This window comes from Dictyobacter kobayashii, assembly GCF_003967555.1.
Taxonomy (GTDB): Bacteria; Chloroflexota; Ktedonobacteria; order Ktedonobacterales; family Ktedonobacteraceae; genus Dictyobacter; species Dictyobacter kobayashii.
Map to the genome: position 1 here is coordinate 299,361 of NZ_BIFS01000002.1, position 20,185 is coordinate 319,545.

The 20,185-nt window shown below is 48.2% G+C and carries 15 protein-coding genes and 3 pseudogenes; 3 read left to right on the top strand and 15 right to left on the bottom strand.

Annotation, left to right across the window (positions count from 1 at the left end; genetic code table 11):
- Positions 1-59: 59 nt before the first annotated feature.
- The 9 genes and pseudogenes from EL645_RS28075 to EL645_RS28120 all read right to left on the bottom strand — a co-directional run bounded on the left by EL645_RS28075 (position 60) and on the right by EL645_RS28120 (position 9,109).
- On the bottom strand, positions 60-458 hold the full coding sequence (locus EL645_RS28075) for a hypothetical protein (protein ID WP_126554787.1): 399 nt from the start codon (positions 456-458) through the stop codon (positions 60-62).
- Between the two features lie 273 nt (positions 459-731).
- Positions 732-950 (bottom strand): hypothetical protein, encoded by a 219-nt coding sequence (locus EL645_RS28080; protein WP_126554789.1) that lies wholly within the window; start codon positions 948-950, stop codon positions 732-734.
- Between the two features lie 89 nt (positions 951-1,039).
- Positions 1,040-1,693: a bifunctional nuclease family protein gene (locus EL645_RS28085; protein WP_126554791.1), complete on the bottom strand. Its 654-nt coding sequence runs from the start codon at positions 1,691-1,693 to the stop codon at positions 1,040-1,042.
- On the bottom strand, positions 1,690-3,990 hold the full coding sequence (locus tag EL645_RS28090; protein ID WP_126554793.1) for a peptidase domain-containing ABC transporter: 2,301 nt from the start codon (positions 3,988-3,990) through the stop codon (positions 1,690-1,692). Before EL645_RS28090 ends, EL645_RS28085 begins: the two co-directional genes overlap by 4 nt.
- 65 nt (positions 3,991-4,055) lie before the next feature.
- A pseudogene (locus EL645_RS28100) lies at positions 4,056-7,354 on the bottom strand (type 2 lanthipeptide synthetase LanM family protein).
- A 54-nt stretch (positions 7,355-7,408) separates the two neighbouring features.
- Positions 7,409-7,954 (bottom strand): hypothetical protein, encoded by a 546-nt coding sequence (locus tag EL645_RS28105; RefSeq protein ID WP_126554798.1) that lies wholly within the window; start codon positions 7,952-7,954, stop codon positions 7,409-7,411.
- Between the two features lie 129 nt (positions 7,955-8,083).
- Positions 8,084-8,335 carry a mersacidin/lichenicidin family type 2 lantibiotic gene (locus EL645_RS28110; protein ID WP_126554800.1) on the bottom strand — a complete coding sequence of 84 codons (252 nt, stop codon included), beginning with the start codon at positions 8,333-8,335 and terminating at the stop codon, positions 8,084-8,086.
- 285 nt (positions 8,336-8,620) lie between these two features.
- Positions 8,621-8,833, bottom strand: a complete 213-nt coding sequence (locus EL645_RS28115; RefSeq protein ID WP_126554802.1) for a hypothetical protein — start codon at positions 8,831-8,833, stop codon at positions 8,621-8,623.
- 21 nt (positions 8,834-8,854) lie between these two features.
- Positions 8,855-9,109: a mersacidin/lichenicidin family type 2 lantibiotic gene (locus tag EL645_RS28120; protein WP_161977763.1), complete on the bottom strand. Its 255-nt coding sequence runs from the start codon at positions 9,107-9,109 to the stop codon at positions 8,855-8,857.
- Between the two features lie 385 nt (positions 9,110-9,494).
- Here EL645_RS28120 and EL645_RS44620 point away from each other — a divergent pair, with 385 nt between their 5' ends.
- The gene (locus EL645_RS44620) at positions 9,495-9,617 is read left to right on the top strand and encodes a hypothetical protein (protein WP_281276428.1); all 123 of its coding nucleotides are present in this window, start codon (positions 9,495-9,497) and stop codon (positions 9,615-9,617) included.
- Between the two features lie 513 nt (positions 9,618-10,130).
- On the opposite strand, the gene EL645_RS28125 is transcribed toward EL645_RS44620, so the two are convergent.
- Complete coding sequence (locus tag EL645_RS28125) at positions 10,131-13,463, bottom strand: BTAD domain-containing putative transcriptional regulator (protein ID WP_126554806.1); 3,333 nt, start codon at positions 13,461-13,463, stop codon at positions 10,131-10,133.
- 758 nt (positions 13,464-14,221) lie between these two features.
- On the opposite strand from EL645_RS28125, the gene EL645_RS28130 reads away from it, so the two are divergent.
- Together EL645_RS28130 and EL645_RS43235 are read left to right on the top strand one after the other, a co-directional pair.
- The gene (locus EL645_RS28130; RefSeq protein WP_126554808.1) at positions 14,222-14,980 is read left to right on the top strand and encodes a hypothetical protein; all 759 of its coding nucleotides are present in this window, start codon (positions 14,222-14,224) and stop codon (positions 14,978-14,980) included.
- A 371-nt stretch (positions 14,981-15,351) separates the two neighbouring features.
- Complete coding sequence (locus EL645_RS43235; RefSeq protein ID WP_371865829.1) at positions 15,352-15,732, top strand: type II toxin-antitoxin system HicB family antitoxin; 381 nt, start codon at positions 15,352-15,354, stop codon at positions 15,730-15,732.
- On the opposite strand, the pseudogene EL645_RS45880 reads toward EL645_RS43235, so the two are convergent.
- From EL645_RS45880 to istA, 5 genes and pseudogenes are all read right to left on the bottom strand, one after another.
- Positions 15,694-16,311: pseudogene (locus EL645_RS45880) on the bottom strand (tyrosine-type recombinase/integrase); the annotation flags it as partial. The gene EL645_RS43235 and the pseudogene EL645_RS45880 sit on opposite strands and share 39 nt — an antisense overlap.
- Positions 16,227-18,113 carry an integrase catalytic domain-containing protein gene (locus EL645_RS28145; protein WP_126554814.1) on the bottom strand — a complete coding sequence of 629 codons (1,887 nt, stop codon included), beginning with the start codon at positions 18,111-18,113 and terminating at the stop codon, positions 16,227-16,229. The gene EL645_RS28145 and the pseudogene EL645_RS45880, both read right to left, overlap by 85 nt.
- A gap of 9 nt (positions 18,114-18,122) precedes the next feature.
- Positions 18,123-18,917: an IS21-like element helper ATPase IstB gene (gene istB / locus EL645_RS28150; protein WP_126548762.1), complete on the bottom strand. Its 795-nt coding sequence runs from the start codon at positions 18,915-18,917 to the stop codon at positions 18,123-18,125.
- The gene (locus tag EL645_RS43240; RefSeq protein WP_371865830.1) at positions 18,914-19,435 is read right to left on the bottom strand and encodes a Mu transposase domain-containing protein; all 522 of its coding nucleotides are present in this window, start codon (positions 19,433-19,435) and stop codon (positions 18,914-18,916) included. The genes istB and EL645_RS43240 overlap by 4 nt, the downstream gene beginning before the upstream one ends.
- Before the next feature lie 53 nt (positions 19,436-19,488).
- Positions 19,489-20,163: pseudogene (gene istA, locus EL645_RS45885) on the bottom strand (IS21 family transposase); the annotation flags it as partial.
- Positions 20,164-20,185 lie beyond the last annotated feature (22 nt).

Consider the following 20,185-nt stretch of genomic DNA (forward strand, 5'->3'; position numbering starts at 1 on the left):
CATTCGAGCCAGAGTTACTTAGAATCGTCTTTTACACGTTCATTCTCAAACCATTCATGCTATCTCTTCAATGCAACCCGTACTCTCTTATTGGCAAGGAGATAGCATAAGATAATAGCTGGCGCGAGCAAATTGATGAACAGTGTGCTGAATGTATTTTTAGGCAACATCAAGATAAAATTTAACACGCTGATGGCGACATTGACTATCTGGATGGCGATAGTGACTGGCAATGCCCAAGGTTTAAGTTCCCATAAAGCCCAGGCTAATATAAGGCTCACCAGTCCAAAAGCTGTGGCTATAATGACGCCAAAGATAGCCACAGGATCAGTGACAGAAACTATTAAGGTAAAAAAAGCAAGCAGACATGCTAGTATGCCTTCTATCCCAAGCAGCATAGCTAGAATCTTGATCCCAAGAGGTCGTTTACGCCTAAGTATACCTGTTGTGCTTTGCATGTAATTGTCTCCTTTTCCAGCTTTCCCTGATGATATATTACGAGGCATCCCATCAGAAAACAACAACAGTATCGCAACTGATACTAGAGATTTGCCTGGCGAGTCGAAAAGCATTGAAGAAGCAAATCTCATACGTAAAGAGTGCCTGTAAGCTTTTCATGAACATCCGATGCAAGAACATATAAAACAACTGGAGAACCTATTGCTGACGAAAGGTGGTTACAGCAATAACCGTTTACCTACCAGAGCCTGTTTTTCATATAAAAAACAAGCTTAACCTACTGCCTCGAACTCTAGTAGATCAAGCCAAACCTGGCTTTTTCCCAGTAAAATAAGGCCAAGGCTGATATAGACGCTGTCTTCAGGCACCTGGATGTCAACCGACTGAGCGTACCACCCATAGCTCCAGACCAAAGGCTTATTCCAGGCGTACTCAAGTAGATACCTTTTCTCTGTCTCACCCTCACGTAACTCATCTATGCGTATCCACAAGCTTGCTTGTGTCTCCCGTCTGTCAGTTTTCATGGCACCAGAAAAACGGATGTGTTTTCCTCGATATCTTTCTGCTCTGAAATATTGCATTAACGTGCTACTCCCCCTGGCTCTGGAACCCTGGATCTGATAAAAAGGCTTCTCTTATGCGGGATAAAACTGCTGACTACCCCTACCTCATAATCTGATCGATGTGTGCCAGTGACGAACCAATGCGAGGTTCCATCGTGAAAGTCAAGATTTTGGGGTTCAAGAAAGAGCAGGGAGTCAATAAGTCCTCTTTTATTTTGAGGCTCGCTTTGACCGGCTAAAGTACTATTGGCTGCAATTCGTAGCATTTCTAATGATACACTGTTTTGGCTCTCCACCTTAACATCTTCTCTCACATCCAAAACGTCCTCAGCAACATAAATAGTCCCTTTTGTATAGTGAGTGAGTAGCAAGGCAATACATGGCAGAAGCACAAATTCCTTTAATGTATGACCATATAGGATGCGTACAGCGGCCACGAGGGTTCCTTTTTCTCTTCGGTGAAGAAACGTCTCTTTGATTCTGCCTCCAGTGATCTGCAAAAAATCGGCCATCATATTCCGTTGACCAGGGCCAGGAAGTACCGCAGTTAACACACCCAGTTCTAGAGAACCTATTTGGAGTGACAATGTGCTCTGCTCCTCTTTATTCTCTAGAAGAAGAAAGTAATGGTCCTCCTTCTGATACACGCAAGTAAATACAACGGGAATCATAACGATTCTCCCTTTCCGCTCTCGCTTGTGGCAAACGTGATGAATGGGGGATGACCACCGGACTCCATCTCTATTTGGCTGCGGACCAGGGAGGTATAGTGCCCATTCAGAGCCAGCAATTCGTTGTGTGATCCCCGTTCCACAATTTTCCCTTGATTCAACACAATAATAAGGTCAGCATCATAGATAGTACTCAAACGATGCGCAATGACAATGCGCGTACATGAAAGTGCGTTAAGATTTGCGGCAACCCTCTGTTCTGTTGCCACATCCAGGTGGCTGGTCGCCTCATCTAGCAGTAACATACGAGGATCAGAGGCAAGTGCCCGAGCTAAGGCCAGGCGCTGACGCTGTCCACCTGAAAGGGCATTGCCGGCCTCGGCAACCAAGGTATCATACTTCATTGGCATACGCATTACATCTTCATGAATAGCAGCCAGTTTCGCAATCTCCATAACTTCATCTAAGGACATATCCTGGCGATTGAATGTAATATTGTGGCGAATGGAACCACTAAAGATGAAAGACTCCTGGAGCACTGCTCCCCATTGAGCACGCACATCGCGATAATTTAACTGTTGAAATGAACGTTCATCGTAGAGGATTTGTCCTGAGGTGGGCTGATAGAGCCCTAGTAGCAATTTACCCAACGTACTTTTCCCTGAGCCGGTAGGGCCAACTATAGCTATTTTCTGTCCTGGCTCAACCAATAAGTTGATGTCATGTAGAACAAATGGAGCATTTGGATCGTAGCGAAAAGCGAGATTGGTGATCTCAAGACGCCCACTGAGTTTTGGAGGATGTTCCACTGTGTGGGGAACTTGTTCTACTTCTGCTTCAATGACATCAGCAATTCTGTCGAGATAACTTTGAGCAATCTGGAGCCTCTGTGCATTAGTTGCAAGCGAAGTGAGTGGAGCTAAAAAAGAGAGCCCCAGGCTATTGAGTGCCAGCATTTCGCCCAAAGGCAGGGTCCCTTTCAGAACCTGAAACACACCAATCCACAATAAGAGGAGCGGGGCGAGCAAACGCAATGCAGACATTGTCGCATCTACTACGGAAGAAAGTTGCCCACGTCGTACAGAAAGATCAAGTTGTTCAAAAAAACGATTAGCCCAATCATCAAACGCGCGCTGCTCCGCTCCCATCGACTTGAGTGTGACAATACCAGAAAGTGTCTCGGCTGCAGTTCCCTGGGCCTTCCCTTGCGCTGCCAGTTCACGTTGGCTCAGATAATGTGTCCGGCGCCTGGTGATGAGCAATAGTACAACCTGCAGAGCACCAAGCGTAAATACAATCCCTCCAAAGAGCCAGGATTGCCAGAGAATAATGATCAAATAGATAAGGACAAAGCTACCATCAAGGATGGTAGATGTCAATTGAGCGGTAACGATATCACGTATAAATGTGTTGCCGCTCAACCGCGCTAATAGATCACCTGTCGAACGCTGTTGAAAAAAAGGATAGGGCAGCGCAAGGATATGCTCAAAAAAGCCGAGCATCATTTTTGAGTCGATATGAGCTTGGAGGTACACAAGTAAGAGAGAGCGTAGGAGCGCAATGATGAGCTGAGCCAGAACAATCATCGCCAGCCCTGCTCCAAGTAAAAGCATCAAATCGTCGAATTTCAAGGGAATGATTTGATCAACTACAACCTGCGTCAGGAGAGGCATTGCCAGACCAAGTAGCTGGAGAAGCAAGGATGCCAGGAGAATTTGAGTAAGGATGCCGAGTGAACTCAATGAGGACAGCAGATAGGAACGTAAGGAGAGGCGTGCCATAGGTCCTCGACTCTGAAATTGCATACCTGGTTCCATAAGAATAGCGATGCCAGTAAAACCGTGATCGAATTCCTGAGGTGTCAGCCATTTGCGCCCAAATGCGGGATCAACCACCTCAATGTATTTTTGACCAATCCGTTCAACGACCAGAAAATGGCTGAACTCCCAGTACACAATACATGGAAGCTTTGCAAGACGAAGCTTGGTGCTCTCTTGCACAGAGACTGCTCGGACGCGCAGTCCATAATCGCGCGCAGTCTTCACGATTGTCAGTGCTGAGAGACCATCGCGGCCAACGCCACAACGGTCTCGTACTTCGGCAACTGAAGCATAGCAGCCATAATATTGTAGAATCATGGCCAAAGCGGCAGATCCACACTCTGTTGAGCCCATTTGGATCAATTCAGGTACGCGCCTCCTATTTTTCAGATACGTTCCTAGAAACTGCCAGAGAGCAAGGAGCAGTATCTTATAGAAGTTGACCTTTGATTTTGTTCGTAATGGGTACTGTTCCATCTAAAACTACTCCTTGTGCCCGAATATTAATTTTAAACTTAAATAGAAGGAGAATAAGGTTTTGATTATTTTTCAGTAATAGGATGCTCCAAAAGCAAAACGGAGGGTATTTGCTCTGGTTTTGCTAATCGTAATAGACCATAGCCAATACCAGCAAGCCCTACCATCAAGCCAGGAGTTTCCAGTCGCTCAGGAACACCACAAAGCCATCCACTTTGCTTGATGCTTGAAAAAATACCTGAGGTCAGACGTGCAACGTCTGCGGCATAGGCGCTGCTATACTGTTTCTTTGCAAGTAAGAGCGTTTCGATGTTGCCCAGATCGCCATGGCATAGGGAATGGTTCTGGCCAAAGCCGTTCTCCAGGGTGGTTTGTAAGGCGATAGCTATTTCATCACGTACGATTTTATCATCCAGGTAAGGAAGGATTGCAAGACGTGCAAGAGCAATACCTGCTGATCCGTGACACCAGACAGACATATATGTATGATCACCAGGTGCTCTTTGCTGTACAACAAAGTCGCGGAAATCAGGCCAGTTGCATGCCTCCGAGGAGAAACAGTTCCGCTCATATGCCAGCCCTTGCAAGGCGGCTGCGTGGAAACGTTCTTTTCCGGTGAGATCAGCAATCCTAAGAAGCGCCCAAGCAATGCCCGCCGCTCCATGAGAGAAGCCGGTAAGAGGCTGCGCATTGTTCAGGCTTCTCCAACCAATCCCGGCCTGCATAGGTTGTGCATGAGAGAGGAGTAGATCGCCGCATTCTTGTATAGCAGTAAGAATTTCCTGAGATGGTGACACATGATACAAACTTGCAAGAGCAACCGCGCATCCAGCTGCCCCACCCAGGATATCATGTGACTCATCCTTTTCGATATGCTGACGAGTCAGGCGTACTAAATCATGAGCCTCTGCGAGAAGTGTGCTATCTTGCCAAAGTACTCCTAAATGCGAAAAAAGATAAATCAGACTTCCCCAGCCAGTGAACGCTCCAATGCTCGTAATTTGGGGACGGAACTGTTCTAGTTGCCTGCGCAACGTGACGAGAGCCGTCTGAGCCAGTGCAGTATAGCGTGTTTCTCCACTTATCTTCCCCAGGTAAGCAAGGAAGAGAATGACCCCCCCAGGCCATTGTAAAGATCTATGCCCATGGGAGTCATCATCCAGAGGCGATCGCTTACGAAAGACAGGCCGATCCAGTTGGTATCCCGTTCCCCTGAAAGCGCCTGTGCTTCCAAGCGGTTTCCGACTGCGCATGCTTCTGCGAGCAGTTGATCAGATGTCGCAGGAAACGTTGTATCAGCCAGAGAGTATTTTGGCCAAACGAGATTTTGCCCACCGATAGAGAGGGTGGTTAAAGAAGCTCGAATAAACCAGAGCTGCTTTTCAAGATCTTGCTCGCTCAAATTCAGCAGGCACTTGCGTGACCGGTCCAGTCCAGATCTTCCAAAAAAATCGGGAAAGACTTCCCCAACACTATTCCACCCATCTGATGAATTTACGCGTGTCGTGAAAAATGGGATATCTCCACGCTGCAAATCCGCTTGCTCAAAAGGAATCACTTTGGCCAGAGATGGATTTAGGGAAACATCTTTCCAGAGATGATCAAAGAGAATATCACGGTCAAGGCCATTCCTCAATACGTCTGGGTGAAGGCTTTCCATAAGCAGACGGGCATAGCGATACGTTGGGCGCAGGATGGCTCTAACCTCATCATTTGCGAAATGAGCCAGGCACCCATCATCACACAACAACTCCTGGCGGTATTGAAGGAGCGTACGATACATATTCTCAAAGCCTTGAATAATCTCATCAACATAGTCTCGTACATCGACATCCTCTCCATTGAGCTGTGGTCGATTACGGCTACCAGGCATTTCTGCCTGCTTACGGATAAAATGTAAGGTATCCTTTCTTGGGTCTTCCATATGCAGTGCTTGATGCGGAGATAACTGGCCGGGTGCACCACCCAGCCCACTCATTTCAACTCCATCGGAGTCTCCATTAGTAAAGAAGCGTTGTGGGAGGAGCATTACACGCATCACAGAATTAGATACCACATCGCCCGCCAATGTGTTAGCATTTTTTTCGACCACATGTTCTTTTATCTGGGGATGAAAGAGCGACTCCAAGTCAATAAGAACAGGATATTCTCCCGCCGCAATGAGATTTTCATGGTGAACATCGGTCGCAGCTAATACATAAAGTACCGCTAAATATGCACCTTGTCGTATATAAAAACGACGAACCTCTTCTTGCGAAGAACAGCCCTGCATCATCACAAACTCCACCCAACCGTAATTGCCCTGGTTAAGCACCCGCAATGTTCTGAAAGAGGGGTGATCTCCATGCTCATTCAGCCAGAGCAGAAGTTCTTGGAAATGGATATCAACGTTGAGTGAGCGAGGTTTATAGACCAGGTGCAAGCCCGAAGTAAAAGTCAGAATCATTACAGTCTGGCCATTCTGATGCGAATCACCTGCGCCACCACTAACCTCCTTGAGAATACCAGGATGGGCGTGAGGACTAAATGTGCTGCAAATAGCATACCAATCAGAGCAGAGACGATGCAAGAACATGAGGCTATTCTCCACCCATTGATTCACATATAACAATATCAAGCGGGTAAGAACTGGATATTCTTGCAATAATGCAAGCGCGAATACGGGTTCCTGAAGATGCTCGATAAAATTTTGAAAACGGGCCTCAGGAGTTTCGCCTTGCAAAATATTACTCAGGCGCGCAATATTTAGTTCAAGCGCCAGAGTCCTACACACTGCTTGAAGGATGCGGGGCAAAAGATGAGGAAGAAAGTATTCTTCGACATTTGTGCATTCAAATGGAATATTGGCTTTTTGCAAACAAAGATCTTTAACACCTGCCTGTAAACGTTGGCATCCTTCGCGAATAAATGGCGTAGCCAGTGTAAGAAATTCTCTACTGTTCCACCCACTCTGCCTGAGGATTTCTTGATATCTGGCAGCGTCAGCAGAAAGCTCTTGATCAAGCACACTATCAACTGATAGCGATGAAAACACCTGGAGGATCTGTTCCACCCATGCCGGTCTGCTAGCAAAATAGTTGCGCACCCGTTCTGGTGTTTCACTGAACAACACAAGCAAATCCTCTTCAGTGAGGCTATCCTGAGCCAGCCTTTGTGCGAATAGATCCTCGCGTTCACTAAACTGCTCCATTAAATGGCGTAGCCGCCACTCCCCTCTTGCCAGGTCCTCATTTCTTTCAGAGATAGAGACGCGCTTCCCATTTTCAAACCCATGAAGACGCTCACGCAACGTTGTCGCTTGATACCAGGAGGTATCCTTCACATGCATGTCCAGGGCATTTTGAATAAGAGATTCTTTGCTCATTCTGCTGGTCTCTCCTTATATACCGTCGTAAGAACGATGCGCGATGCACCTTCTTTAGAAAAGTGACAAAATGTTTTTTGAACCAATACTGACCGTAGCGATGAGTACTGTACCTCTGGCGAGAGGATACACATGCTCTGGCTTGACAATCAGTGTCGCAAGAGGCTGAGTCATATCGCTCAACACGTCGGGGGGCAAGCGATAACGCTGACGCACCAAATCATAACTCATGAGGTCAGGCTTCACCTGGACAATTATTCCTTGAAAAGAACTGTTGGTCCTCCCACCCTGCAATTGGACGGACTGCCCAGATTTGAAAAGGAAGAGTTCATTTGCTTGAACAAAAACAAAAATATCTGAAGAGCTAGAGGAAACAACTTCTTGGCCCGCATCCTCAGCTATCAGTCCAAAACCAGATAGGTGCATTGGCACTGGTAGATTCCAGATACAAATTCCAGCGACAACAACACAGACTAGGATAATCCAGATTAAACGCACGATGCGCGGGGATACGAGATGAGGGAGCACATCCTGCCGACGATGTTCCAGGTGCTGCTGTATTGCCACGCTTCTAAAGAGGCGTCGCTCTGGAATATACATAGATCCCTCCTGATATCGATAGGGCTAATATAGCTTGTTCGGTCAGAGCAGCGTGCCTTCTATGACCGAAACAAGCTATTAGCGAGAAGTAGAGCACAGATTAGTGCATCCGTAAGGATACATCCTCAACTAACAACAACCGGATGTAAAGACAGCACATGTGCCACAGAGAGTTCCGCGTGCACAAAGTGAAGGAACAGTCGTACAAACAATGACAACGGTAGTTCCTCCTACCAGACCATCCTGTTCCTCTTCACTGAGGTCCAAGAATCCGGCCGGGGTCTCGGGTAATTCACCCTGTTCTTCTGGAGAGAGGCTAGCACGAAAGGCAGGATCTTTCCAGGCTTTGAAAATTTTTTCGTAATTAGGCTCCTTCGCCATTAAAGTTCTCCTCTCTGACTTGAAAAGCCAATAGATCAGTAGTAAGGAATGCTCTTTTCTGTAGAGTTGTTCACGTTACATTCGTCTGGTGAGAGAGTTCTGTAGAAAGTTCCTTCCCCCAGAGAGGGGAAAAGCACATCCTCTATCTACTGCTCTTCACGTGTATAGGGATCGCTTTTTATGAACCTTCAGCGATCCCGATGATCAGCGCATATACAAATGCACCAGAACAGGACAGGCATACTGTAAAGATTGCACTCATCTACATGAAGCACCTCTTTTGGTTTACTTTCTAAAAGCATTAAAAAACGCTTCAGAAGACCTAAATGATGGTAAATCACCTATGGACAAATCGTAAACTGCACTTGCTCCTCCTATAACACCCAATTCTCCATCAGTTAAATCATAAACTCCCGGTATATTTTCTGGAAGCAGTGGATTTTCTTCTTCGGGTGCTGAAAATAGATCCTTTGAAGGAACAACATCGCTAGTGCCCATGTATAGTGCCTCCTCCACTTATTAATCAGTAGTACCACAACCGCACTGAACGGTATCAGTGTTGCCAGCACTGCAAGGGTCACTCGTGGTAATAAATGGGCAACAACCAAGTGACGCGTCGCATGCACTACCTCCACCAACCATTTTCGATAGTTCTGCGTCAGAAACAGCAATAAATCCAGACGGATGGTCTGGCATGGATGCCTGTTCTTCTGGGGACAGCGATTCCCGATAGCGCGGATCAGACCAGGCTCGGATAATGTGTTTGAAATCCAAGAGAAAATCTCCTTTCCTGCATATGCAGATACCTACTAGAGTAAGCAGCGTTAAGAAACTATCCTTTTTATCTGCTATGGAGAAAGTATATAAAGCGACTGTTGACGTCTTGTCCGCGTCTTGTCAGCACCCCAAAAACATAGCAGTGGTTAGTTATTGTTTTCACTAAGAGGAAAACCAGCCGTTTTGTGAATGAATGAGCCAGAAGAATAGATACTATTGGTTTTCCGGGAAACGCGCCACCAAGCTCATCGCATTTCTTAACGCCGGCAGGTCCGTGGCTCGATATGGAGAGAGGAGGAACCAAGCACCGCCATCATAGATAGCCAATCCAGCAAGGCTAATCCTGTCCAAGCATCGAGCGTGGCTACGATGGCGAAAAAAATTGGGGTGGCAAAAACGGCACCTCCTGGTTGACAATCTGGGCTTTCTGCTGGCCGTCAAAGTGCTTGCAGCCAATATCTTCGGTGTGACTGGCGGGTATTTCTTGTTAGAGAGCTCTGTCTAACAATTTCCTCGTCTCTTGCGTCTGTTGGCCGATCATGGCTATGATGGGGGAACCATTTGAACAGTGGCTTTTTGACCATCTGAGATGAGAGATTGAAATCGTTCTCCAGCAAGGGCATAAAGCGCGGACCGAGTGGATGCTCATCAATGGGCAGTCCGTTGGGATGCGTAAACCGAAGGGAGTTCTTCGGGTCCAGCACTGGCTTGTCGAACGAGCCTTTGGCTGGCCCATTCTGCTTGCGTTGACTTGCTCGCAATTATGAGGGATTGCTTGCAAGCAGGGAGGCATTCATCCAAGTGGCTTCCATTCGTCCGTTCCTGACTCGCTTAGCCCCTTTCAAGCCTGTTTTTTCGTCTGAAGGCATACTCTGATAGAATATACCAATTACGAAGCGGAAACTGCAGTAAAATTCCGAGGATTATATAATATGAAATAATGCCATGCGATATATTAGTGATTGGATGCACTTTTTTTCTTTTTTTTATTCAAATCCCCAATTTTTAAGAGAATTAGTCACTTCTGCCGAATCATATGCTGATAGAGCCCTTGAATAGCTTTGCCTGGGGCAATCCCTAGTTCATTCTGCAGCATATGGACGCATTGCTGATATTGCCGTAATGCCAGGCTGCGTTTATTACGCCGCAGATAACTGCGCATGAGACCATAATGTGCCTCCTCCAAACAATTATCAATTACTAACATGTGCTGCCAGTGGGTTGCTGCTTCTTCAAAGCACTCTTGCTCCCAGGCCAATACTGCCAACTGATGTCTGGCATCCAGATAATCCCGCCGCAATTCAGCACGTCGGAAAGTACACCAATCGTTATAAAAGGATTGTACATAATCCCCACGATAGAGCTCTATCATCTTCAAAAACGTGGCATATGCCTTCTCATTGTTTCCCATACTTGCTGCTTGCTGTGCTTGTGTCTTGAGATTTGCAAAGATAGCAACATCATACCAGACCTGTTCGCCATAGAGCGCGGAGAGTTCGAGCTCATACCTATTCCCTTGCTTGATAATGCAGCACTCCCCAACAACCTTACGTAGATAGTAAAGCGTAGAGCGCCAGGTGTGATCTGTCTGCTCATCGACATTCGACCAGAGTGCAGTGATAAGCTGTTCCTTTCGCAACGGCGTTTTACTTTTGTCAAGGAGTAAGAAGAACAGCTCCATCGAGCGAGCCATGCGCCAACGAGTAACTGGCTTCTCATTAAGCAACACGACTGGTTCTCCCAAGGCATAGATCTTCATCGAGGGTAGATCAGCTAGCCCCGGGTGTGTTGGAGAGACGACTGCAATTCTCGATGCGTATTTTCCTGCCAATTGGTCAGGCTCTTTTATCTTCAACAAGGATCTTAAAGGTGCAGCTTCTTCCAGCGATTGTACTTCTTTCATCAGAGCTGGCAGGCGCCGCAATTCGAGGTGCGTGCACTGCTCGTAACTATAGTGAGTCAGCAGTTCCGTAATCTGCATTATTGCTTGTACAACTCGCTCTCTCTGGTCTAATGAGCTCATACATGCGGCCACTCGTAACAGTGCTTGCAGATGTCTGATCTTATTGTTCGTCGACGCAAGTACCTTTTCGACTGCGTTCAAACAACTCCAAGCTCTCTCATATTTCCCCTGATAGAGCAAAATAGTTCCACGAGTCAACTCCATAAGCACTTCATTCTCACCCTTTGGATGGAGTTGCTCCATGCGTGCCACAAAGGTTAGAGCCGTCTGTGTATCTTTTGAGAACAAATATGCAAAGGCAACACCTCGCAAAGCAGTGTGAATCAGATCAGCTTCTTGGACTTGCAAGGCGATAGCCAGTCCCTCTTCGCTGACTTCCAATGCTTGCCTATGTCGATCCTGGTCGTCATAGATGGTTCCTAACATCACCAAAGCAAAGCCTTCCCCTCGGAGGAAATGAAGATCTCTAGCCAGGGATAAGGCTTCCTGAGATACACTTTCCGCTTCAACATACTTCCCTTCTCTCCACAAGTGGAGGCCAACACGAATCAAGTGTTCCACTTTACACCAGGGGTCATTAATATGATTCAAAATGCGATTAGCCTGGTAGAGATGATATTCAGCTAATGTAGAATTCCCGGACAAACTATAAGCGCTCATTAGCGCACTATGAATATTGGCTGTTTCCCGATTCGCTGTGTTGCGCCCCCATAACTGTAGCGCATTCTGAAACTCAGCAATACCAGTCGTCAAATCTCCTAATAAATTGGTACAAACTGCTAGCCGAAGGTGTGCTGCTGCCCGTAAAGATACATCATTTACAGGCACATAATCAAAAATTTTTTTGCTGAGGCTCCTGGCTTGCTCATATTCTCCACGCAAGAATAAGACTTTGCTTTCCAAATTGGCAAGCTCCGCCAGAAATGCTGGAACATCATCTGGATGAATGAAAGTTGGTTGCTCTTTGATGATGGTCTCCACCCGATGCAGTAATGGTGGTACAGGAAGATGTTCCCCTAGCAGCAGATACAAATTAGCTCGGATCAGGAGGATCTGAGGATGGCGATTCCAGACTTCAGGAGGCAAAGTATCAATCCACTGCACCAGGGTCTCTCGCTGACCCAACGACAATAATTCTGAGCTAACAGTAATGATGAGATCAGCCTCTAGATCAACATCTCCGGCTTCTTGCGCATGAAAAATAGCCTGCTCATACTCATGTAGATCGAGAAAAAGAGCTGCGGCTCGACGATGAAGCTCACGAAAACGCTCGGGAGTGTGCCGTCGTAACTCTACGTGGAAGAGAGCCCCAATGATGGGATGGATAGCATACGAAGCTTCCTGCTTAGGCCCATGTTCTTGACAAGTCACAAATAGCCCATGCTGCTCCAAATAGTGTAAATGAATAGCCGAGTCAGTACGGTCAAGTAATTGATTACATAAAGATGGAGTCATATATTGTAGTGTAGATGCCTCTTTTAAAAAAGTATAAACCTCAGGCTCTGCTTGAAAGACTTCCTGTGCTACATATTCAAATAAACTTTGCTGGTACTCATCAATTTCCAGCACATTCGGTTCCTGAGTAGTATGAGATTTTTGAGAAAAATTTAATAATTGTGTTTGGCCCAAACGGGTACCTAGTAGGATTCCAGCGATCCAGCCACCAAATGAGTCTGTCAGAGACTGTACCTCCTGCTTGGAAAGAGGAACCTGTTGCAATTGGGCAAGATCCTGAATATCCTGTTTGCTGAAACGCAGTTTACTGACTCCTAGTGCAAAGACTTGGCGCTGCATCATCAAGGTCATAAGGGGAAATCGAGGAATTGTGCGACTCTCAATGATGAGAGCACAGTTAGCTGGTAAAGTGGTCAGGAGTCGATTCGCAAGGGTATGGATGAACGGATTGATTTGTATTTCGTGATAATTGCAGAGCACTAACGCTATGCGGCCTGTTACTTCGGTTTCCATCGCGTATGTGAGCGCATCTATGACTGCTTCGTAGTGAGCCGTAGAAGCCTGATTAGAGGTTTCAGCGGCAATGGCGTTCTCCAATACCTGTTCAAGGCCATTTCCAAATCCCGAAAAATGCATGCGAATACTCTCAAAGAGTGTTCTCAAAAAGGTTGTTTTGTCTGTATCCGTGTGATCAAGAAAATACCAGCAGCAGGTCAGTGAGCACTGTCTGGCAAAATCGGCTAGTAAAGTCGTTTTTCCATATCCTGCTGGAGCACATAACAAGACAAGCTTACATCCCATACTTGTAGATGTTGTTCCCTCGAGTGCTTGTTGCAATTCGGTCACCAGTGACTGACGATGTACAATGCGTGGCAACGTAGGGGGAATGATTTTTCGCCGCCGTCTGATGAGGCCTTGCTCGGATACGCTCATTTAAAGAACTCCTTTCGTCTTTATATAGATATATTTCTACGCAATAACTATAAGGGTCTCAAAGTAAGCGCTGCTGCCGCCAGTTGAGCTTGACCCGGTTTCGTAGAGTCTCCAGAGGTTTGAGATGAGGACGAAAGAAAATGTTTTGACATAATGTTAAGTTGATATAGTTATTATAGCAAAGAAAATTTCATACGTCAAACATAACATTACATATATTGTTTCCCCACCAGTACACAATTGATCAGAATCCCGTATCCAATCGCGAAATGCTAAAGAACCCGATTATGATGCACTTCTATGTAGGCAAAGAGTGCCAATCGTGCTTCAACATGTGATGAGTACATATTTCACCTACACATCCGTTTTGTCCTTGAGTATATTGACTGGTTTTCAGTGTGCCAAGGCTGCCGATGCCCATGCAGTCTTGCCGCAATTCCAAACCAGAATAAAGAGCGATATGAAGCAATAGAGATTTTTTTTGGGGGGGTTATTTGTTAATTTAATGATTAATAAACACAAAAATATATAAAAATTTAATAACATCATTTATTGAAATAAAAATTATAATATGATTGAACATTTTATTATTATATTACAAATTTAATAAGTGAATACAGATTATTTATGGTTCAAATGCTCGCTATTATATAACATTCAATACCTATACTATATTTTAGAAAATGGATGCGGCCACTTGACACGCTCGTCATCTTTCGATATCCCCCGGGAAGGAAACAGATGGTGGAGCAGATACGATGAGAACACAATCTATTGATACGTCTCCAGAATTCGAGCGGATACAGATTGCTCGCATCCGTACATTTTCCGCTGCCAAAAAGTTCAGATCGGTCTGCAGTTGGACACAATCTATGATATACGCTAACCTTGAGACAACCCATGGATCTTCTCTTCAGAATCGTATGCTGGCATTTGTTGCTCGCGAATATGGGGGTCATCTTGCCCACCTCTTTGCCAATGCGATTGAAACGCAACAGACCTGGAACCTCCAGGCACCTGACGTTCAGGAGGCGGCCCGCCCGATCATCAAGATCGCTGAACAGCTCAAAGCCCCTACTCTAATGATGGGCTCTGTGGCAAGCTCAATCTACGGATTGCCCAGATCCGTACAGGATGTCGATCTCCTGGTCGATTTCAACGGAGACCACCTTGCTTTTCTCTTTGAGCACCTGATACACGATCATATTTTCGATCCAGACACAATCACCCTGGCTCCCCTCCAGCATACAACGTTCAGCGCGCTGCATCGCTCGCGGCTCATCAAAATTGATGTCTTCCTCCCCTCTACAGTGCTTGACAAAGCGGTCTTAGCACACCGACAGCCCCATGTACTCATCGAAGAAAAAGCCCCACTTTTTCTCGCCTCGCCTGAAGACATGACACTGCTCAATCTCTTAAGCCATCAAAAACAGGGAAACACCGCCGATGATCAATGGAACGGTATTTTGGGTCTCCTCAAGGTACAAGCACCAACCATAAATGTCACAGCTCAATAGCATGTCTCGCAAAACGATCCTGCTTTACAAGAAAGAAACACACATATCCTCGGCTTCACCTATGAATACACCAGAGATTATTCAAGCAATTAGCCCTCTCATCGATGCCTTTGATCGCTTTAACATTCCCTCGCACAAAACTCAATTGGTGGAAATTGGGAGGAGAAATATCTACGCGACAATGGAATGATATTGTTGAAGTCATCAAGCGCACGAGAGATGCTCTCGATACCATGTATTTGAGACAATTCGCACCCCAGCTTGGTGTTATAGATATTCTAGAGCAAGTACTCATTGATGCAGAGAGATAAATCATCAGCGAGAAAGAGAGCAACCTCATGGGAATCGAGCCGTTGCGTTACTCAATGAACATGCAATGGAACGAAGAGGATCAGGCGTACATTGTCACAGTTCCAGAACTCCCTGGCTGCAAGCCGCATGGAAAAACATATATCGAAGATGTAAAGCAAGAGCAAGATGCCATAGAAAGCTGGATTAAGGCAAACAAAGCATGGGGATGTCCGATTCCTGCACCAACACCACTATGGCTGTATCATAAAAACAGTCCCTGCGATCAACACCAGGCGAAAGGAACTATTTTCTCATGCTTCTTCCACTTCGTGTGCTCTTTGACCATGATTCATACCCAGGTGCCTTTTGACAGCGGCACTTTCCTCTTGACCCAATTGTTGCCGCAGCGTGAGCAGATCTCCACCTTCCTGCAGATAGCGCACCGCAAACGTATCGCGTAACAGGACAGGACCAACCTCTTTTCGCGTGATCGCTGCCCGTTTCCTGAGTCGCCCAAACAAAAGTGCAATGCTATTGCTGGTGAGAGGGTGCCCTGCCTCAGAAAGAAACAGAGGCTCCTCTCCCACTCGTCTTCGCTTCACATCCTGACCAGCCTTCAGGCGATGGTGATCCAGATACAGGTACAGATAATGGAGTCCCTCATGCCCCAAGGGAATCCATCGCCGCGTAGAGCCCTTCCCTCGTACCCTGAGCCTGCCTTGTTCACGATCCACATCCGAAAGACACAGCCCGCAAACTTCAGCAGTACGCATTCCGGTCTCAGCAAGGATCCAGAGCACGGATTGATTACGCGCTGCAGCCTGATCCGCTCCTGTTGCCTTCTCCCTCCTAGGCTGACAGGCCAACAACAAACGTTCCCATTCCTCCAGTTCTACGAGGTGAAGAAGCCCAGGGTCCTCGTGAGGCACGTACAAATTCACAAAGGGCGTCCGCTTCAGATACCGTTGCCGCACCAACCACTGGCAAAAGGCCCGAGCCGAGCGAGCATACGATGCGATGGTTCCAACAGCGCGGAGCATTCCTTTGCCGTTGGTCGCTCACGAAGAAACGTGAACCAACCCTGTACTGCGGCCTCGGTAATCTGATGGATGAGAACACACTGGCACTCGGTGAGCAGATACTGTTGGAACAAACGCAGGGCCGTCTGGTGCCATTCCAGCGTTTTTGGCCGTCTTTTGCCTCTGCGTTGTGCCTCAAGATAGCCCTGAATGGCTTGCTCAATGGAGAGCGACGCCCCTCTCTGACGCGACGCGCTACGGTGAGCAACGTTTTGTGATAGTGGACCTCCCTGAGAGTGCTCTTGGTCCGGCATAAGCGTATGCGACCCGGTGGTGCTGACTGCGATTTTCGGTACCTCCTTCGCCTCATCCACAATAGGACAGCGAGAAGAGGTCTGTTGTCCTGGTGGGTGTTCCTGTAATATGTCTCTCGCAAGAGAAACCGTGGTAGATCGAATCGGCAGGTCTGGTTGGCAAACCACTCCATCTGATCTCTCTGGCACCAAAAGACGACACCCCTCTTCATGGAATATGGCCTCTTGCCATTGTTCACCACGTGTCTCTTGCAGACGAACTCGTATCTTGTGCACACCTCGCTGTAACGTGCGCAGATGGAATGGCTGGTAACGCTCAGGAAACAGGCACTGCAATTCCCGAAACATCTCGCTACAGGCACGTTCAGGGTGGGCAATTACCCAGGATGCGATTAGTTTCCACACGTCCTTGAATGGATCGTGACACGTTCGCGGCCAGTCGAGGAGCGTCTGCAGTGATGGCAGCTCATGCACCTGCTCATGCTGTTCCAAGATCAATGCTGAGGGAAGGACATCGGCTGCCAGAGCTGCTGGCAAACAACGTTCGACATAAAATCGCTGCACTGGAAGCGCCGCTGGAGAGACAGCGGCGCTTCCAGTGCAGGCGAAGAGCGCCTGCTGCATCTCTTTCACCTGTGCAAAGAGCAGGATAGGGTCTATGACTCGAAACATCTGCATCAACGCCTGCTCGCTTGCGTCAGAGAGCACCTTGGAACGTATCAGACGTTGCAGTGGCGTCCTGGCCACATCGTAGACGAGGTGGACCTTTCTTCCATCGACCTGTTTCGCTTGTAATTTCATCGAGGGCTGAAAACAATTGACATAGAAGTGCAGCGCTCGGTAGACCTCACCCAGCTGTTGATAGGCTTGCATTCCAACAAACCGATCATACCCAACCACCTGGCGTACGATAGTGCCATTTTTCTGCTCAACATAACACTGATCATTCTTGAGCGCTGGGCGTCCTCGGGTAAAGGAGATCTGTTCCTGCTCACAATAGCTCAGGACCGCCTCATTAATGAATTCTCCTCCATTATCGGTATCGAGCCCCAGGATGGGAAAAGGAAAGACCTCGCGTGCCTGTCGCAACGCGTCGAGGACACTCTCCTGGCACTTGGACAAAAGGGGAAGGCATTCCGTCCATCCTGTGGCAATGTCCGTAAGGGTGAACGTGTAGAGAAAACTTCCCTTGGTGTCAGCCCCACCATGGGCCACCAGATCTGCTTCCAGAAAACCAGGTTGGATCTCATTCCACTGCTGAAATGTCCGCATGGGAATCTGTTGCTTGAGCAGTGTTCCTGGACGTGTCGTGGAGAGGCCAGAGGGACCACGTCCGCGATGCATACGCAGCAAGCGATCGGCCGTAGTGTCAAGGCCGGTGTAATCACGAGCCGATTGAGAATTGGCCGCCCTAGTGAAACGAACTCCAAAGAACAACATTCCATGAGCGCCGGCGAACAAATGCCGACCAAACTGCGCCAGAATCAAGTGATCCCAACGCCGGCGCACAAACGCCGCTTACCGAACGCCGGTAGATTTGCCGCCGGTGGCGCTGAGAGCCACTTCCGGTGAGGCTGAGAGGCTCGTACGCTCGGTCTGACGCTCCTTCATGCGATAACTGCGCCCATTAATGGGGATAACCTCAGCATGGTGAAGCAGCCTGTCGAGCAGTGCTGTGGCAAGCACTTCATCCCCCAGGAGAGCGCCCCATTGAGCAAAGCTCGTGTTGGAGGTCAGGATGATCGAGCCATGCTCATAGCGTGCCGTCACCAACTCAAAGAAGTGGTGCGCCTGCTCCTGTGACAGCTTGGTGTAGCCGACTTCGTCGATGACCAGCAGACTGGGCGCGATATAGCGCCGCAGACGCTGCCGCATGAGGCCAGGATGCGATGCACTTTCCAGGGCCTGTGCGAGCTCAGCCAGGGTCGTAAACAACACGGAATGCCCTGCTGCGAGCGCTCGATCCGCCAACGCCAAGCTCAAGTGTGTTTTGCCTGTCCCCGGAGGGCCGAGGAAGACTACATTGGTACAGGTTCGCACAAACGAGAGATCCGCCAGTTCCCGCAGTCGCCGTTCGGAAAGGGTCGGCTGAAAGGAGAAATCGAACCCATCCAAGGTCTTTTTTCCAGGAATGCGCGCCGCTTTGAGCCGCCGAGCGATGGCCTTCTGCTCACGTCCATCTAACTCCGCAGCCAGAGCTCGTTCCAGCAACATCTCATAGGTCCACTGCTCGTGCCGGGCCGCATTTAGGACGTGTGGCAGTGCTGCTTCCAAGTGCGTTAAGTTCAGTTGTTTGTATACTCCTTTCTTCATGCGACCACCTCCTGCATGGTCACGACTCCACAATACTGATCATACTCCTGGAGGGGACGGCTTTCGACGTCCGGGGCAGGCTGCAAATGGCCTAAGGGCGTGGGCGCACGGCGGGTAGCTGAGACGGAGGCGACGGTCTTCCACTGGTCCGCGTGCGGCACGCTCTCTTGCGAGCGCGGTCGCTTCTCGATAGCAAACACCTGAGTGCCAGCCGACCAGACGGTGAGCAAGCCCTTGCGCTCACGTACCTGGACCTGTTTGCCTGCCAGTTGCAGCGTCCCTGGCAGCCCATACAGCACGCCATCGTAGGAGACGTAGCCATCCCAGGTGACTTTGCGCTCTTCGGTGGCGAAGCGTTCCCAAGCAAAGTCTTGGGGCAAGGGCAGCAGCTTCTCTTCGGCAAGGCGATCCACGGGCCGTGCATGGGTCGTGCGATGCACACGGGAGTTGATACGCTCGCACCACGCATGCGCCTGGCGATTGAGATCATCCAGATCGGTAAAGGTGACCCCACCCATAAACTCTTCTTGACATGGCTGACTGTACGCTCGACTTTGCCCTTCGTTTGTGGTGTGTACGGCTTGCAGACGCGTGCGCCAACTCCAATGGAAACCATGAAATCGGCAAAGCGGGGATTCCACCGCGGCTTGTTCTCCTCCATTTCTAAGAGGACGCTCTTCATGCGATCCGTCAGCGCAACCTTCGTTAAGCCACCAAAGTACTCAAATGCCTCCATTAAGCAGCGGATGAGCGTGGGTGTGTCGCAACGCTTCACAAAGGTCACAAAGCGCATGCGTGAATAGCCAAGGATAGCCGTAAATCCATAAAATTTACGCATCTGACCCTCATGCTCGTATACAAACTCGCCCCAATCGAATTGAACCTGCTCTCCTGGATTGGTTTCGTATCGTTGTACGGGCGCGTGGCCAGCCACTGCAGCCCGCAGCGGCTGCACGTATTCCTTGAGGATACTGATCCTGCCGGTGTAGCCCATCTTCTGTAACCGCTCGAAGATCACCTCGCAATTGGTGCAATGGTCTTCCATGACCCACTTCTTGATCTGTTCTTTAAATGGATCAAGCTTGGAGGGACGCACCGGACGCGGTTTCGGGATCACCGCCTCGGGATGTTTCAAGTATTTGCGTACCGTTGTGCGTGAGATCTCCAACTCCTGAGCAATTTCCTGTACATTCTTCCCCTGTGTGTAAAGATCGTGTATTGTTAGCACTGTCTGACTCCTAAGCATGGTCGGTCTCCTGAGAATATTG

What these genes read in the sequence shown, in the direction of transcription:
- EL645_RS28075 (WP_126554787.1), bottom strand. Translation starts at nt 458, where the DNA reads ATGCAAAGCACAACAGGTATACTTAGGCGTAAACGACCTCTTGGGATC.
- EL645_RS28085 (WP_126554791.1), bottom strand. Translation starts at nt 1,693, where the DNA reads ATGATTCCCGTTGTATTTACTTGCGTGTATCAGAAGGAGGACCATTAC.
- EL645_RS28090 (WP_126554793.1), bottom strand. Translation starts at nt 3,990, where the DNA reads ATGGAACAGTACCCATTACGAACAAAATCAAAGGTCAACTTCTATAAG.
- EL645_RS28105 (WP_126554798.1), bottom strand. Translation starts at nt 7,954, where the DNA reads ATGTATATTCCAGAGCGACGCCTCTTTAGAAGCGTGGCAATACAGCAG.
- EL645_RS28110 (WP_126554800.1), bottom strand. Translation starts at nt 8,335, where the DNA reads ATGGCGAAGGAGCCTAATTACGAAAAAATTTTCAAAGCCTGGAAAGAT.
- EL645_RS28115 (WP_126554802.1), bottom strand. Translation starts at nt 8,833, where the DNA reads ATGGGCACTAGCGATGTTGTTCCTTCAAAGGATCTATTTTCAGCACCC.
- EL645_RS28125 (WP_126554806.1), bottom strand. Translation starts at nt 13,463, where the DNA reads ATGAGCGTATCCGAGCAAGGCCTCATCAGACGGCGGCGAAAAATCATT.
- EL645_RS28130 (WP_126554808.1), top strand. Translation starts at nt 14,222, where the DNA reads ATGAGAACACAATCTATTGATACGTCTCCAGAATTCGAGCGGATACAG.
- EL645_RS43235 (WP_371865829.1), top strand. Translation starts at nt 15,352, where the DNA reads ATGCAATGGAACGAAGAGGATCAGGCGTACATTGTCACAGTTCCAGAA.
- istB (WP_126548762.1), bottom strand. Translation starts at nt 18,917, where the DNA reads ATGAAGAAAGGAGTATACAAACAACTGAACTTAACGCACTTGGAAGCA.
- EL645_RS43240 (WP_371865830.1), bottom strand. Translation starts at nt 19,435, where the DNA reads ATGGGTGGGGTCACCTTTACCGATCTGGATGATCTCAATCGCCAGGCG.